The sequence below is a fragment of the Micromonospora sp. WMMD967 genome, from assembly GCF_029626165.1.
GTDB lineage: Bacteria > Actinomycetota > Actinomycetes > Mycobacteriales > Micromonosporaceae > Micromonospora > Micromonospora taraxaci.
This window is the reverse complement of sequence record NZ_JARUBK010000001.1, coordinates 6275879-6292072: the sequence shown is the minus strand read 5'-3', so window position 1 is coordinate 6292072 and position 16194 is coordinate 6275879. Positions and strand designations below refer to the sequence as shown.

General features: G+C 70.2%; 7 protein-coding genes. 3 read left to right on the top strand and 4 right to left on the bottom strand.

Features of this window, described 5'->3' with window-relative positions:
* The first annotated feature begins 44 nt into the window (after nt 1-44).
* Entirely contained in the window at nt 45-5534 is a 5490-nt protein-coding gene (gene pulA / locus O7631_RS28195) for a pullulanase-type alpha-1,6-glucosidase (protein ID WP_278147052.1), read from the top strand.
* Nucleotides 5535-5602: 68 nt separating this feature from the next.
* On the opposite strand, the gene O7631_RS28190 is transcribed toward pulA, so the two are convergent.
* The 3 genes from O7631_RS28190 to O7631_RS28180 form a co-directional block, all read right to left on the bottom strand.
* Nucleotides 5603-7249: a hypothetical protein gene (locus O7631_RS28190; RefSeq protein WP_278147051.1), complete on the bottom strand. Its 1647-nt coding sequence runs from the start codon at nt 7247-7249 to the stop codon at nt 5603-5605.
* Between the two features lie 295 nt (nt 7250-7544).
* Nucleotides 7545-9494, bottom strand: coding sequence for a hypothetical protein (locus O7631_RS28185; protein WP_278147049.1), 1950 nt, complete (start codon nt 9492-9494; stop codon nt 7545-7547).
* Between the two features lie 433 nt (nt 9495-9927).
* Complete coding sequence (locus tag O7631_RS28180) at nt 9928-11409, bottom strand: aminopeptidase P family protein (RefSeq protein ID WP_278147048.1); 1482 nt, start codon at nt 11407-11409, stop codon at nt 9928-9930.
* A gap of 132 nt (nt 11410-11541) precedes the next feature.
* Between O7631_RS28180 and asnB the strand changes: the two genes are divergently transcribed.
* Nucleotides 11542-13503 carry an asparagine synthase (glutamine-hydrolyzing) gene (gene asnB / locus O7631_RS28175; RefSeq protein ID WP_145779905.1) on the top strand — a complete coding sequence of 654 codons (1962 nt, stop codon included), beginning with the start codon at nt 11542-11544 and terminating at the stop codon, nt 13501-13503.
* Between the two features lie 92 nt (nt 13504-13595).
* Here asnB and O7631_RS28170 read toward each other — a convergent pair whose 3' ends face one another.
* Complete coding sequence (locus O7631_RS28170; protein WP_278147047.1) at nt 13596-14687, bottom strand: lytic polysaccharide monooxygenase; 1092 nt, start codon at nt 14685-14687, stop codon at nt 13596-13598.
* 351 nt (nt 14688-15038) lie between these two features.
* Here O7631_RS28170 and O7631_RS28165 point away from each other — a divergent pair, with 351 nt between their 5' ends.
* Nucleotides 15039-16190 (top strand): XdhC family protein, encoded by a 1152-nt coding sequence (locus O7631_RS28165; RefSeq protein WP_278147046.1) that lies wholly within the window; start codon nt 15039-15041, stop codon nt 16188-16190.
* Nucleotides 16191-16194 lie beyond the last annotated feature (4 nt).

Sequence of the window (16194 nt, the reverse complement as noted above, 5' to 3'; positions counted from 1 at the left end):
TAAGGGTTAGCGTGCGGCCATTCCGCGACCAGAGGAAGGCGTCGATGAAACCCTCGCCGTTACCGCGCACCACCCTGGCCCTCGTCTCCCTGCTCACAGTGACGCTCGTCGGTACCTCGGTCGCCGTGCCGGCGGCCGCCGCAGCAGCCCCTCGCCCGTCCGGCGCTACCGTCGTCACCGCCGGCGGCGCCGCCCAGTGGAGCAACGAACCGACCGCCGAGGCGCTGTCGAAGGCCGGCGGCAACTCCGCGCGGGCCGAGCAGTTCTACTTCGTCCTGCCGGACCGGTTCGCCAACGGTGACCCCCGCAACGACACTGGTGGCCTCGCCGGTGACCGGCTGCGGACCGGGCTCGACCCGACCGACAAGGGCTTCTACCACGGCGGTGACCTCAAGGGCGTCATCGACAAGTTGGACTACATCCAGGGGATGGGCACCACCGCCATCTGGCTCGCCCCGATCTTCAAGAACCGGCCGGTGCAGGAGTCCGACAACGACATTTCCGCCGGTTACCACGGTTACTGGATCACCGACTTCACCGAGGTGGACCCCCACTTCGGCACGATGGCGGAGATGAAGCGGCTGGTGAAGCTCGCCCACCAGCGCGGCATCAAGGTCTACCTCGACGTGATCGTCAATCACACCGCCGACGTCATCAAGTACGCCGAGGGCTCCTACGGGTACGTGGACAAGGCGGCCTCGCCGTACACCGACGCGCAGGGGCGGGCGTTCGAGGACCGCAACTACGCCGACGGCAGCCGGGCGTTCCCGCCGGTCGACAAGGAGTCGTTCCCGTACACGCCGAAGTTCGACGAGCCGAAGGACGCCACCGTCAAGGTCCCGGCCTGGCTGAACGACGTCACCATGTACCACAACCGGGGTGACTCCACCTTCGCGGGCGAGAACAGCGAGTACGGCGACTTCTTCGGTCTCGACGACCTGTGGACCGAGCGGCCCGAGGTGGTCCAGGGGATGACGAAGGCGTACGGGGACTGGATCGGCGCCACCGGCGTCGACGGGTTCCGGCTGGACACCGTGAAGCACGTCAACATGGACTTCTGGCCGCAGTTCAGCCAGGGCATCGAACGGGCCGCCGAGAAGGCCGGCAAGAAGGACTTCTTCATGTTCGGTGAGGTGTACAGCGCCGACCCGGAGATCAGTTCCAGCTACGTCCGGCAGGGTGGCCTACCGGCGACTCTCGACTTCGCGTTCCAGGAGGCCGCGCGCGGGTACACCGCCGGTGCGGGATCGGCGAAGGCGCTCGCCGACGTGTACGCCCGCGACGACCTCTATGCCGCCCGGAACACCGACGCGGGCCGGCTGACCACGTTCCTCGGCAACCACGACATGGGCCGGATCGGGTCGTTCGTCGCCGGTGGTGGCACCGACCCGGCCAGTCACCTGCGCCGTGACCAGCTCGCGCACCAGTTGATGTTCCTGACGCGCGGCCAGCCGGTGATCTACTCCGGTGACGAGCAGGGCTTCACCGGTCCCGGCGGAGACAAGGATGCCCGGCAGGACATGTTCGCCTCGAAGGTGCCCGACTATCTCGACGACGACCTGCTCGGCACCGACCGCACCCACGCCAGCGACCAGTTCGACACCGGCCACCCGCTGTACCGGACCATCGCCGAGCTGGGTCGGCTACGCCAGGCGCACCCCGGGCTGCGCGACGGTGTGCAGGTCACCCGGTACGCCGCCGACGGTCCGGGTGTCTTCGCCGCCTCCCGGGTCGCCCCTGCGGACCGGATCGAGTACGTGGTGGCGGTGAACAACGCCGACACCGCGCAGACTGTCACGGTGGACACCTGGTCGGCCGGCGCCACCTTCACCGGCATCTACGGCGGCAGCCAGACCGCCAGCGCGGGTGCCGACGGCAGGCTGAGCCTGACCGTGCCGCCGCTGTCGGCGGTGGTGCACCGGGCCGGCACCCCCGTCGCGCGTCCCGCGGCCGCGCCGCGCATCACCCTCACCATGCCGGACGCTCCGGTCGCCACCCGGGCCGCCGTCACCGCCCAGGTGACCGGTGACCCCCTCTCGACCGTCACCGTCGCCGCCCGGGTCGCGGGCGGCCGGTGGACGTTGCTGGGCAGCGCCGACCGCGCGCCGTACACGGTGCAGCACGACCTGACCGGCCTGGCCGGTGGCACCCGGGTCGAGTACAAGGCGGTGGTCCGCGACGGCCGGGGTCGCACCGCGACCGCCCGGTCCGCCGCCACCGTGGGCACGCCGCCGCAGGGCGGGTCCCGGGAGTGGGCGGTGGTGCACTACCAGCGCCCCGCCGGTGGGTACGACGACTGGGGGTTGTACGCCTGGGGTGACATCGACCCGGCGTACGTCACGGAGTGGCCCAAGGGGCAGCCGTTCGCCGGAGAGGACTCCTACGGCCGGTTCGCCTGGGTGAAGCTCAAGCCGGGCGCGAAGTCCGTCGGGTTCGTGGTGGTCGACAAGGACGGCGACAAGGACGTCGCCCAGGACCGCACCATCGACGTCACCGCCACCGGGGAGGTGTGGCTCAAGCAGGGCGACCCGGTGGTCTACCCCACTCGGCAGGCGGCCACCGGTGAACCGGACCCGCCGGTCGAGGCGGACACCGCGCTGATCCACTACCGGAGGGCCGACGGCGACTACGACGGCTGGGGTCTGCACGTGTGGGACGGCGCGGCCGACCCGACCGAGTGGTCCGCGCCGCTGAAGCCCACAAGGACCGACGCGTTCGGGGCGGTGTTCCGGGTGCCTCTGGCGGCCGGCGCGACCGGGCTGAACTACATCATCCACCGGGGCGACACCAAGGACCTGCCCGACGACCAGCGGCTCGACTTCGGCAGCGTCGGCCGGGAGGTGTGGCTGCTCGCCGCCACACCTGGCCGGTTGCTGCCGTCGACGGCGACCACCGCCGGCGGGGACACCGACATCACCAAGCAGAAGGCGCACTGGATCGACAGGTCCACAGTGGTGTGGCAGACCCCGCCGACCGACGGCAGGACGTACGCGCTGGTCGTCGCCCCGGAGGGCGGCGTCGGTGTGGCCGACGGGGAGCTGACCGGGGCGTACACCAGCCTGCCGTTGCGGGCGCAGCGCAACGGGCTCACCGAGGCCCAGCGCACGGCGTTTCCGCACCTGTGGTCGTACCGCAGCTTCACGCTGGACCGGCGCGACCTGGCCAAGGTCCCGGCGGCGCTGCGGGGGCAGGTGCTGGTGACCGAGCGCGACGCGTCGGGCGCCCTGCTCGCGGCGACCGGTGTGCAGCTCCCCGGCGTGCTCGACGACGTGTACTCCCGTGCCACCGACGCCACCCTCGGGCCGACCTTCGCCGGACGGACGCCGAGCCTCGCGGTGTGGGCGCCGACCGCGCGGACGGTGACGGTGCAGTTGTTCGACTCGCCCACCGCCACGCCGAAGTCCGTGCCGATGCGCCGCGACGACCGCACCGGCGTCTGGTCGGTGCGCGGCGACCGCAGCTGGACCGGGAAGTACTACCGGTACCAGGTGCGGGCGTGGCAGCCGGCGGCGCAGAAGATGGTCACCGCGTCGGTGACCGACCCGTACTCGGTGGCCCTGGCCGCGGACTCCACGCACAGCCTGCTGGTCGACCTGACCGACCCGGCGCTGGCCCCGGCGGGCTGGCGGACGCTGCGCAAACCCTCGCCGGTGCCGCCGGCGAAGGCGCAGGTCTCCGAACTGTCGGTGCGCGACTTCTCCATCGCCGACGAGACCGTGCCGGCCGAGCGGCGGGGGACGTTCCTCGCCTTCACCGACCCGAAAACCGCCGGGATGACGCACCTGAAGGCGCTCGGCGACGCCGGCGTCACCCACCTGCACCTGCTGCCGGCGTTCGACTTCGCGACGATCCCCGAGAAGCGGGCCGACCAGCGTCAGCCGAACTGCGACCTGGCGGCGCTCCCGCCGGACTCCGCCGAACAGCAGAAGTGCGTGGCGGCGGTCGCGGAGACCGACGGCTACAACTGGGGGTACGACCCGCTGCACTACACGGTGCCCGAGGGCGGCTACGCCGTCGACCCGGCCGGCGCGGCGCGGACCACCGAGTTCCGGCGGATGGTCGCCGGGGTCAACGACGCCGGTCTGCGGGTGGTCATGGACGTGGTCTACAACCACACGGCGGCGGCCGGCACCGACGCGAAGTCGGTGCTCGACCAGATCGTGCCCGGCTACTACCACCGGCTGTTGGACGACGGTACGGTGGCCAACTCCACCTGCTGCGCCAACACCGCCCCTGAGCACGCCATGATGGGCAAACTCGTCGTCGACTCGCTCGTCACCTGGGCCAAGCAGTACAAGGTGGACGGTTTCCGCTTCGACCTGATGGGTCACCACCCGAAGGCGAACATCCTGGCCGTACGCCGGGCCCTGGACCGGCTGACCGTCGCCCGCGACGGTGTCGACGGCAGGTCGATCCTGCTGTACGGGGAGGGCTGGAACTTCGGCGAGGTCGCGGGCGACGCCCGTTTCGTCCAGGCCACCCAGGCCAACATGGCCGGCACCGGCGTCGGCACCTTCAACGACCGGCTCCGCGACGCGGTGCGCGGCGGCGGACCGTTCGACAGCAACCCCCGCGCGCAGGGCTTCGCGTCCGGGCTCTACACCGACCCCAACGGCGACGAGGTCAACGGGTCACCGGCCGAGCAGAAGGCGGATCTGCTGCGCGCCCACGACCTGATCAAGGTGGGGCTGACCGGCAACCTGCGCGACTACCGCTTCACCGACACCGCCGGACGTCAGGTCACCGGGGCGCAGGTGGACTACAACGGCTCCCCGGCCGGCTACACCGCCGCGCCGGGGGAGGCCGTCACCTACGTCGACGCGCACGACAACGAGATCCTGTACGACGCCCTGGCGTACAAACTGCCGCAGGCCACCTCGGCGACCGACCGGTCCCGGATGCAGGTGCTGGCACTCGGCACCGTGGTGCTGGGCCAGGGCACCGGGTTCGTCACCGCCGGCACCGAACGGCTGCGGTCGAAGTCGCTGGACCGCAACTCGTACAACTCCGGTGACTGGTTCAACCAGATCCGGTGGGGCTGCGAACGGGGCAACGGGTTCGGCGCCGGCCTGCCGCCCGCGCCCGACAACGAGGACAAGTGGCCGTACGCGAAGCCGTTGCTCGCGGACCCGGCGCTGGTGCCCGACTGCGCGGCGATCAACACCACCGACGCCCGGTACGCCGAGCTGCTGCGCATCCGGGCGTCGTCGCCGGTGTTCGGGCTGGCCACCGCCGAGCAGGTGCAGCGGCGGGTGGCGTTCCCGCTGTCCGGGGCGCAGGAGACGCCGGGAGTGCTGACGATGACGCTGGACGCCCGCGGGCTGGGTGGGCAGTGGACGTCGGTGACCGTCGTCTTCAACGCCACCCCGAAGACGACCACGCAGACGGTGACCGGTCTGCGTGGGGCGGACGTGGCGTTGCACCCGGTGCTGGTCGACTCGGCCGACCCGGTGCTGCGTACCGCCTCGTTCGACCGGGCCGCCGGGACGTTCACCGTGCCGGCGCGCAGCGTGGCGGTCTTCGTCCAGAGGTGACGCGAACCGGCCCCCTTCCGCTGCTGCGGAAGGGGGCCGGTCTGTGTGCTGTTGTCACCCGAGGGTGATCAGGCGAAGCAGTTCTCGATGGTTCCGCCCGGGATGGCCAGGCAGTTCGTCGGGCGGTTCGCGGTGATCGCGGACTTGTCGTCCACGCTCACCTCCCCGAAAAAGCTGAACACACCGCCCGGAGCGAAGGTGGAGAAGTTGTGGGCGACCTTCGTCTTCGACAGGTTGACCTCGCCGAAGATGTTGAAGATGCCGCCGCCGACCCCGATCGGGCCGATGGCCCGGTTGCCGACGACCTCGCTGTCCCGCAGCGTGGTGACGCTGAAGGCGTTGAAGAGCCCGCCGCCGAAGAAGCCGGCGGTGTTGTCCTTGATGCTGCTCTTCTCGAACGTGGCCACGCTGTCGAAGGCGATGGCCACACCGCCACCGACACCGGCGGTGCTGTTCTTCTCCACGGTGACGTGGTGCAGGTTCAGCTGGCTGTCCGCAGCGGCGATACCACCACCGGCGAGGACCGCGGTGTTCGAGGCGAACTTGGTCTCGTACGCCGTGGTGTTGCCCTCGATGTCGAGGTAGCCACCGCCGAAGCCCAGCGTCTCGTTGTCGGTGATCTCGGCCTTCTTGAGCTCGACGGTTCCGCCGTCGACGTCGTCGGTGAAGATCTCCGCGGCGCCGTTGGAGATACCGCCACCACCGATGATGGCCGTGTTGTCGGTGATCTTCGACTCCTCGACCTTGAGCAGGCCGGCGTTGAAGACACCACCGCCGAAGAAGAAGGCGGTGTTACGGGTCACGGTGCTGTGCCAGATCTTCGTGGTGCCGAAGTTGGCCACACCACCACCGTTGCCGCCCGACTGGTTCAGGACGACCTCGGACTCCAGGATCTCGGCGGTGCCACCCGGCTGGACCAGGATGCCGGCACCGTCAGTCGCCTCCGGCTGCTCGACGAGCGGCGTGACGACGCCACCCTTGGCAGCCGGCGCGGCCTTGGCCGTGACCTTCGGCGCGGCCTTGAGGCCGGCCTTCGGGTTGGCCTGCCGGGCGGTGAGCGCTTCGTTCAGCGGCGTGCCCGCCTTCACCTGGGCTGCGATCGCCTCGGAATCCGAGTACGACGCCCAGACCTCGGCCGGCTGAACACTGTTGAACAGCTCGAGGGTCTGGCCGCCCTTGATGGTCAGGCCCTTGATGGTGAGGTGCCCACCACTGCCGACGTTGAGGATCCGGAAGTAGTCCGCCGTGGCGTCCCGGGCGATCGTGGTGTGCTCGCCCTTGAGCGTGATCCGCTCGGTGATCACCGGCAGGCCGTTGCCCTGGTAGTCGTTGCGGGTCAGGTTGTAGGTGCAGCCCTTGGCCAGTTCCAGCACACCGCCGTGCTTGCTGTTGGCGAAAATGATCGCCTGGATCAGCTTGTCGGTGTCGCAGGGCACCTCCTTCCCGCGCTCGTGGTCCTTGTCCCGGTCCTTGTCCTTGTCGCGGTCCTTGTTCTTGTCCCAGTCGCGCGACTCGTCACCCCGCTGGTCACCGTCCTTGCTGACCTGCGCGGTGTTCCAGTTCAGGCCGACCGCTCCGGCGCTGCCCGCGACGCCCACCGCCGCGAGACTGATCACGCCCGTCAAACCGGCCACGCCACTGGCGAGCCAGAGCTTGCGGCGGCGCTTGGCCGTCGCCCGCCCGGAGGCTTCGTTGTTCGTTAGGTAGTTGGACATCGGAGCTCTCTGCCCTCTCCTCGTACCAGACAGGGTCGCCGCCGTCAGACGGGCGTCCCCTGCTACAAATCGGTTGTAGCTCCCAAAACCACCGTATGAGAAGGATCCTCGCCTCGCGGGCTTATCCGAGAGAACCCCACATTAGGTTCATGTCCGGCCCGGACCGGCCGGGAGACCCCGGTTGGGGACGCGCCCCCCGGGGGGTCACTGAGCTGCCCAAATGGGTACGCCCCTCCGTGCCGAAGACCGGCTCGGAGGGGCGCGCCCTCTATGTGGATCAGCCATCCGTCCCGGGTCAGAAGCAGCCGGGCACGTTCAGGCAGTTGGTGGGGCGGTTGGCGGACACCGCGGACTCGTCGTCCAGCCGGACGAAGCTGCCGAGGCCGTTGGAGATCCCGCCGGGCGGAAGGGTGGCGAAGTTGTGCGTCACCTTCGTCCGACGGAGCGTGATCTCCCCGCCATCCGTGTTGTAGATACCGCCGCCGCTGGCCAGCGGGCCGATGGCCCGGTTGCCGGTCACGTCGCTGTCGCGCAGCGTCGTGACGCTGTCCTCGTTGTAGAGGCCGGCGCCGAAGAACCCTGCGGTGTTGTCCTTGATGGCGGTGTCCTCGATCGTCGCGACACTGTCGAAGGCAACCGCCACACCGCCACCCACGCCGGCGGTGCTGTTCTTGACCACCGTCGCGTGCTTGAGCGTGAGCTGGCTGTCGGCCACCGCGACGCCGCCACCGGCCAGCACCGCCGTGTTGTCACTGACCTTCGTCTCGTGCAGGGTCGTCGTGCCCTCGACATCCAGGACGCCGCCGCCGAAGCCGAGCGTCTCGTTGTCGGTGACCTCGCTCTTGTAGACCCAGACCGAGCCGCCGTCGACATCGTCGGTGAAGATCCGGGCAGCGCCGTTGGAGATGCCACCGCCGCCGACGATGCCGGTGTTGTCCTTCACCTTCGACTCGTCCACCTGGAGCACGCCGGCGTTGAAGATGCCACCGCCGAAGAAGAACGCGGTGTTGTGGGCCACCGTCGTCTTGCTGAGCCTGGTGCTGCCGAAGTTGGCCAGCCCGCCGCCGTTGCCACCGGACTGGTTGTAGAGCAACTCGCTGTCCAGGATCTCCGCGCGACCACCGGGCTGCACCAGCACCCCGGCGCCGTCGGTGAACCCGGGCTCCTCGACCAACGGCGTCACCGCCGGTGCGGCTACCGGAGCTGCCGTGGTCGCCGCTGCGGTCCTGGCGGCTGCCGCCTCGGCCTTGGTCGCCGGTGCCGGCTTGGCCGCCTTGGTCGCTGCCTTGGCTGCCGTTGCCGCCTTGGTTGCTGCCGCTGGCGTCGCTTGCGGCTTGACCGGTTTGGCTGCCGCCTTGGTCTCTGCCGCCGGCTTGGCTGCTGGGGCCGCCTTGGCTGCTGCTGCCGGCTTGGCCGCCGGGGCTGCCTTGGCTGCTGCTGCCGGCTTGGCCGCCGCGGCTGCCGCTGGCTTGGCTGCCGGCTTGGCCGCCGCGGCTGCTGCCGGCTTGGCTGCCGGCTTGGCCGCCGCGGCTGCCGCTGGCTTGGCTGCCCCGCCGGCGGCCGCCGACGACCGGATCAGGGCGGAGTACGGCGCCCAGACCGTCGTCGGGTCGGCGGTGACCACGGCCTGGAGGGTCTGCCCACCCCTGATGCTCAATCCCTTGAGGGTGAGGTGACCGCCAGCGCCGACATTGAGAATGCGGAAGTAGTCGGCGGTGGCCTCACGCCCGATGGTGGTGTGCTCGCCCTTGAGAGTGATGGGCTGGGTGATCACCGGCAGGCCATTGCCGTCCTGGTTGCGGGTCAGGGTGTAGGTGCAACCCTTCGCCAACTCCAGCACGCCGCCGTCGTCGTTGTTCGCGAATGTGATGGCCTGGATCAACTTGTCGCTGTCGCACGGCACCTGCCTGGTGCGGTCCTTCTCGTCGCGCTTGTCGTTCCCGCCGGACCGGTCGTCGAAGCCGCTCCAGTCGTCGCCGCTCCACTCGTCGTCCCGACCGGCGCTCTTCGAGCTGCCCTCGTCCGCGCCTCCGGCGTCACTGACGTTCTGCCGGTTGGTCGACGGCTGAGCGTCCGAGACCTGGTCGGATTTGGGCTTGTCGTCGCGGGCGGCCACGCCGCCGAGGGCCGCCAGACCGACCACACCGGTCAGCCCGGCTACGCCCGCGACCCACAGCGCCCGCCTTCGTCGTGTCGGCGGAGCTGTCGAGGCCCCGCCGTCGGTACTCGTTACGTCGTTGGACATCAGAGCCTTCCGCCCTTTCCTGCTACCAGACGGGGTCGCACCGCCTGGGGCGCCACGACCAGCTACAAATGGGTTGTAGCCTCTGATCCCCACCGTATGAGAACCATCTTCGCGATGCGGACGTATCCGAGATAACCCCGCATTCGGCTCAGGTCGGTTGACGTCGGGCAACCGGTTCGGGGTGGTGGAAAGGGGGCGTGAGCAGCGCAAACGCCGACGGAAAGCGCAGCCTGACCCACGGGCTGCGGCGTGATCCACTCCATATCGCCGATATCGCGCTGTCCCCGCAGCCGGATACCGCCACTTCGGCGATATGGAGTGGATCACGCGCCGGGCCTGGCACGGCGATGACGGCGGGGTGCGGCGGGGCTGGAGACGGGTCGGGCCGCGACGGTCAGTCGTCGCGGCCCGGGGTGAGGTGCTGGTGGCGCGGTCAGCCGGGCAGGCGGGGGCCGGCCTCGCGCTGCTCGGCCAGCCAGGTCTCCACCTCGTCGGAGGTGCGCGGCAACCCGGCCGACAGGTTCGTCGCACCGGTCGCGGTGACCAGCACGTCGTCCTCGATCCGGATGCCGACGCCGCGCAGCTCGGCGGGGACCAGCTCGTCCTCGGGCTGGAAGTACAACCCGGGCTCGACGGTGAGCACATAGCCCTCGCCCAGAGCGCCGTCGCGGTACGTCTCCTTGCGGGCGTTCGAGCAGTCGTGCACGTCGATGCCGAGCATGTGACCGAAGCCGTGCAGCGTCCACCGCCGGTAGACCGTCGACTTCTCGTCCATCGCCTCGTCGACGCTCACCGGCAGCAGGCCCAGGTCGGACAGGCCTTCGGCGAGGACCCGCATGCAGGTCAGGTGGACGTCCTTGAACTTCACACCGGGGCGGATGGCCTCGATGCCGGCCTGCTGCGAGGCGTACACGATGTCGTAGACCTGGCGTTGCAGGGCGGTGAACCGACCGTTCACCGGGAGCACCCGGGTGACGTCGGCGGTGTAGAGGTTGCGGCCCTCGACGCCCATGTCCATCAGCAGCAGGTCACCCGGTCGGGTGGCGCCGTGGTTGTGCACCCAGTGCAGGATCGTGGCGTGTTCGCCGGCGCCGACGATCGAGCTGTACCCGACGTCGTTGCCGTCGTGACGGGCCCGCAGCGCGAAGACACCTTCCAGGAGCCGCTCGGAGACGGCGCGGTCCGCCGGGAGGATCCGGGCCACGTCCTCGAAGCCGCGGACGGTGGCGTCGATCGCGTCCTGGAGCTGGCCGATCTCCCACTCGTCCTTGACCAGCTTCATCTCCGAGATGGCGATCGCCAGCTCCCGGTCGCGGGCGGGCTGCCCGTCGGCGCGGACGCCGTCGTAGGGGCGCACGGCCGCGTCCACCTGGGCGTCGAAACCGCGCAGCACCCGGGTACGCCCCGGTGCCAGGTCGGCGAGCGTCGCCTCCAGGCCGGTCAGGTCGGCGGTGGGCAGGCCCAGCTCGGTCGACTTCTCGGTGAGCGTGTGCCGCCGGCCCACCCACAGCTCGCCGTTGCGGCTGCGGAAGAACTCGTCGGTCTCCCGGGAGGACCGGGGCCGCATGTACAGCATCGCGTCGTGCCCTGAGCCGTTCGGGCGCAGCACGAGCACGCTGTCCGCGTCGTGGTCGCCCGTCAGGTAGGCGAAGTCGCTGCCGGGCCGGAACGGGTAGTCGGTGTCGTTGGCCCGGACCTTCTCGGTGCCGGTGGGGATCACCAGCGTCTCGCCGGGGAAGGCAGCCGAGAGGGCCGCCCGCCGCTTGGCGTAGTTGGGGGTCTCCGGGCGGGGCGTCACGGGGAGCGCGGTGTCGCGCCAGCCCTGCCGCATGAAGGACAGGAAGGCCTCCGGGAAGTCCGGATCGTGCGATTCCGTACCGTCCGTCGGCGTACCGTCGGTGCGTCCCTCGGTCATTGCGCCGCTCCCTCCGCTTCGTTGCTGGTCCCGACGGTACCGCGCGTCCGGTTCGCGGTGACGCCCGCCGGGAGTCGGGTGGATCGACGGACGGCTGCAAGGGCCGACAGCGCGCGTGGAAAGATGGCCACCATGTGCGGACTTCTGGCCTTCTTCAGCGCGAACGGCAACGCCGCGGCGCATCGCGACCACATCGCCGGAGCGTTGGAATGCCTGCACCACCGCGGCCCCGACGAGACCGGGGTCGAGGTGGTCGGCGACGCTTCCGGCCGGTACGCGGACGGCGTGTTCGCCCACAAGCGGCTGGCCATCATCGACGTCGCGTCGAGCCACGAGCCGCTGCCCTACGCGAACGGTCGTTACCTGCTCACCTTCAACGGTGAGATCTACAACTACATCGAGTTGCGCGAGGAGTTGATCAGGAACTTCGGCGCGCAGTTCGCCACCGCCGGCGACGGTGAGGTGATCGTGGCGGGCTACCACTTCTGGGGCGAGCAGGTGCTCACCCGGCTGCGGGGCATGTTCGCCTTCGTCATCTGGGACCGGCAGGAGCGGCGCGCCTTCGGTGCCCGCGACTACTTCGGCATCAAGCCGATGCACTACCTGGAGACCGCCGACGGTCTCTACCTGGCGTCGGAGAAGAAGGCGTTGCTGCCGTTCGCGCACAGCAACTACCAGGGCGACGCCGGTGTCGACACGGCAAACCTGAGCCACTACCTGACCCTGCAGTACGTCCCCGAGCCGGGCACGCTGCACAAGGGCATCAGCCGGATCGGGTCGGGGGAGTACCTGAACTGGACCCCGGGCGGGCGGATCGACGTACGCCGGTGGTACCGGCCGGTGTTCCGGCCCGCGCCGGTCGACGACGAGCAGAAGCTGTACCACGAGATCCGGGAGACGCTGCGGGAGAGCGTGCGCATGCACATGCGCTCCGACGTGCCGGTCGGCTCGTTCCTGTCCAGCGGCATCGACTCCACGGCGGTGGTCGCGCTGGCCCGCGAGTTCAACCCGAACATCCTCACCTTCACCGTCGGCTACGACGTGCCGGGCTACTCGGAGATCGACGTCGCCCAGGAGTCGGCGCGGCACCTGGACGTCACCACGATCCCCACCAAGATCGGTCCGCAGGACATGATCGACGCGCTGCCGAAGATCGTCTGGCACCTGGACGACCCGGTGGCCGACCCCGCGCTGGTGCCGCTGTACTTCGTGGCGAAGAAGGCCGCCGAGCACGTCACTGTGGTGCTGTCCGGCGAGGGTGCGGACGAGTTCTTCGGCGGCTACACGATCTACCGGGAGCCGCTGTCGTTGGGCACCGTCAACGGTCTGCCCGGTGGGGTGCAGAAGGGCCTGCGCGCGGTCTCCAAGGCGATCCCGCAGGGGGTCAAGGGCAAGAGCTTCCTGGAGCGCGGCACGACTCCGATCGAGGAGCGCTACTACGGCAACGCGCGGATGTTCACCGAGGAGGAGAAGCAGCACCTGATGCGGCGCTACGACCCCTCGGTGCGCTACACGGACGTCACCGCCCCGATCTACGCCGAGTGCACCGAGCTGGACGACGTCACCAAGATGCAGTACGTCGACCTCTACACCTGGCTGCGCGGCGACATCCTGGTCAAGGCGGACCGGATCTCGATGTCGCACTCGCTGGAGGTGCGGGTGCCGTTCCTCGACCGTGAGGTGTTCGACGTCGCGGCGAAGATCCCGGTGGACCTGAAGCTGCCGCCGCGGTCCGACGCCACCAAGTACGCGATGCGTCAGGCGTTGCAGGGTGTCGTGCCGCCGGCCATCGTCAACCGCAAGAAGCTGGGCTTCCCGACCCCCACCCGGGTCTGGCTGCGCGGCGAGATGTACGAGTGGGCCCGGCACGTGCTGAGCACCTCGGGTGCGGGTGACCTGCTCGACCTGTCGTACGCGCTGCGGCTGCTCGACGAGCACAAGCGGGAGGAGGCCGACCACTCCCGCAAGGTGTGGACGGTGTTGATCTTCTGCATCTGGCACGCGATCTTCGTGTCGAAGACGCTCGACCCGGGCATCCAGCGCAACCAGTCGGCCCTGCTGACGAAGCCGGTCGTGGGTTCCATGGTCCGCTGACCCACGTTCCACCCCGTCGATCAAGAGGTTTGCGTCACCGGAATGGCTCCGGATGACGCAAACCTCTTGATCAACTATTTACGGCAAAGGGCTCAGCGGGCGGCGCAGGTCACCGCGGGGACGCCGTTGGTTCCTGTGGAGCTGCCCAGGAAGCCGAACGTCGCGGTCCCCGACGGTGCGACAGTGCCGTTGTAGTTGACGTTCGTCGCTGTCACCGACGATCCGGACGACGTCTGGGTGGCACCCCAGATCTGGCTGATCGACTGCCCGTTGGGCCAGGTCCAGCTGGCGGTCCAGCCGGACAACGCCGAACTGCTGTTGTTCGTGATCGTGACCTCGCCCTGGAAGCCACCCTGCCAGGAACTGGTCACCTTGTAGCTGGCCGTGCAGGCGCCACCGGCCGGCGGCGGGGTGGTCGTCGGCGGCGGGTCGGTCGGCCCGGGCGTCGGCGTGGTCGGGGTCGGCGACGTCGTGCCGCCCCGGATGCCGGTCACCTGTCCGTTGCCACCGTCGAAGACCACGTCGGAGCAGCCGAAGAAGTTCTCCTGCGAGTCCGACCGCACCCAGCGCGAGTAGATGATGTGCTGGCCGCTCTTGCCCGACGGCAGGTTGCCACTGAAGTAGTAGTGACCGTCGTTGGTGCCGACGGCGCCGCGCTGCGGCGGGTTGGTCACCGTCAGGAACGGCTGCTCCTCCAGGTCACTCCAGGCCAGCGCCCGGGTCGGGCTCCAGCTGTTCTTGGTGATGTAGAAGTAGAACGTGCCCGGGTGGTGTGCCCAGTTGCTGTACTTGAAGTCCAGCCGCGCGCCGGCGGTCAGGTGGGTCAGCGGCCAGTCGGTACGCGGCAGGTCGTACCCGCGGAAGCCGGTGGCACCACCACTGCACAGCTGGCCGTCCGGGATGAAGCCGGTGGTCCGGCCCCCGGCGTCGGAGCGGAGCACGCTGAACCAGTTGTAGAGCGAGTTCGCGCCACTCGTCGCGACGGCGGCGGAGCACGCGGGGTTGGTCGGCCGGATCTCACCGGTCTGGCTGAGGCCGTCCTGCCAGCACAGGTAGGTGCGGCTGCCGGGCGTCATCGCCGCACCGTGCGCCTCGGCGGGCTGCGGATTGGACGCCAGGGCGACGCCGCCCAGTGCGAGTGTCACGGACGCGATGAGCAACGCGGCCGTACGGGAACGGTTCACAGGTTCTCCTGACTCGCGAGGCGCGCCGCCCGCGCCGCCCCGCTGACATCGGGTGGGATGTGGCATGGTCGCCCGCCTCGGTGAGCGGTGCGACGATCACGGCGACGTGCCCGGCGGAGAATCAGCCGGTGGACACGCGCCATCGTCGGTCCAGCCCTGGACCGGTGCCCTCGCGTCGAACGAACCCGGCAACCGGCGGCACGGCAGCCCTCGCACCGCCCGGTACGCGTCATCCCACCATGCCGCGCGGCTCCAACGCAATAGCCGATCCTCGATGCGTCAATTGCCCCGTCGGCCGCCGGTGAACGCCCTATCCTGCCTAGAGCGAGGCAAAGTGAGAGGTGGCGGGCGGTGCCGGACGTGTTCGACGAGGCACACCGCCGTTGCCGCGCTGGCGAGCCGGTCGCCCTCGCCACCGTCGTGGCCACCTGGCGCTCCGCGCCGCAGCCGCCCGGCGCGACCATGCTCGTCGCTGCCGACGGCACTGTCACCGGCAGTGTCTCCGGCGGCTGCGTCGAGGCGGACCTCTACGAACGGGCCCGCCGCGTGCTGGACACCGGCACACCCGAGCTGACCAGGTACGGAATCAGCGACGACGACGCGTACGCCGTGGGCCTGACCTGTGGCGGTGTCCTCGACGTGTTCGTGGAGCGCGTCGACGCCGACGCCCTGGCCGGGCTGGACGCGATCGCCGCCGCCCGCCGAGACGGCCGACCGGCGGCGGTGGTCACCTGCGTGGCGGCGGACGCCGGTGACCCGCCGGGAGCGGTGCCGGCCGACCCGGCCGGGCGGCTGGGTCGCCGGCTCGTGCTGACCGGCCGGCAGCCGACCGGCTCCCTCGGCGACGACCGACTCGACGCCGCCGCCAGCGCCGACGCCCTCGGGCTGCTCGCCGCCGGACACAGTGGAATGCTCCGGTACGGGTACCACGGGCAGCGCCGCGGCAGCGGCGTCAGCCTCTTCGTGACGGCGTACGCCACACCGCCCCGGATGATCGTCTTCGGGGCCATCGACTTCGCCGCCGCCGTGGCCCGGATCGGCGCGTTCCTCGGCTACCGGGTCACCGTCTGCGACGCCCGGCCGGTCTTCACCACCGCGCGACGTTTCCCCGAGGCGGACGAGGTGGTGGTGCAGTGGCCGCACCGCTACCTGCGGACGGAGGTGGACGCCGGTCGGGTCGACGAGCGGACGGTGGTGTGCGTCCTCACCCACGACCCGAGGTTCGACGTGCCGTTGCTGGAGGTGGCGCTGCGCCACCCGCTGGCGTACGTCGGCGCGATGGGCTCGCGACGCACCCACGACGAACGGCTCAAGCTGCTGCGCGAGGCGGGGGTCAGCGCGGCGCAACTGGCCCGGCTCGCCTCCCCGATCGGGCTGGACCTCGGTGGGCGTACCCCTGAGGAGACCGCGGTGAGTGTGGCCGCGCAGATCGTCGCGGCCCGCTGGGGCGGCACCGGCCGCCCCCTCACCGCGCTCGACGGGCCGATCCACCAGCCGGGGTAGCGGT

What these genes read in the sequence shown, in the direction of transcription:
- pulA (WP_278147052.1), top strand. Translation starts at nt 45, where the DNA reads ATGAAACCCTCGCCGTTACCGCGCACCACCCTGGCCCTCGTCTCCCTG.
- O7631_RS28190 (WP_278147051.1), bottom strand. Translation starts at nt 7,249, where the DNA reads ATGTCCAACTACCTAACGAACAACGAAGCCTCCGGGCGGGCGACGGCC.
- O7631_RS28185 (WP_278147049.1), bottom strand. Translation starts at nt 9,494, where the DNA reads ATGTCCAACGACGTAACGAGTACCGACGGCGGGGCCTCGACAGCTCCG.
- O7631_RS28180 (WP_278147048.1), bottom strand. Translation starts at nt 11,409, where the DNA reads ATGACCGAGGGACGCACCGACGGTACGCCGACGGACGGTACGGAATCG.
- asnB (WP_145779905.1), top strand. Translation starts at nt 11,542, where the DNA reads ATGTGCGGACTTCTGGCCTTCTTCAGCGCGAACGGCAACGCCGCGGCG.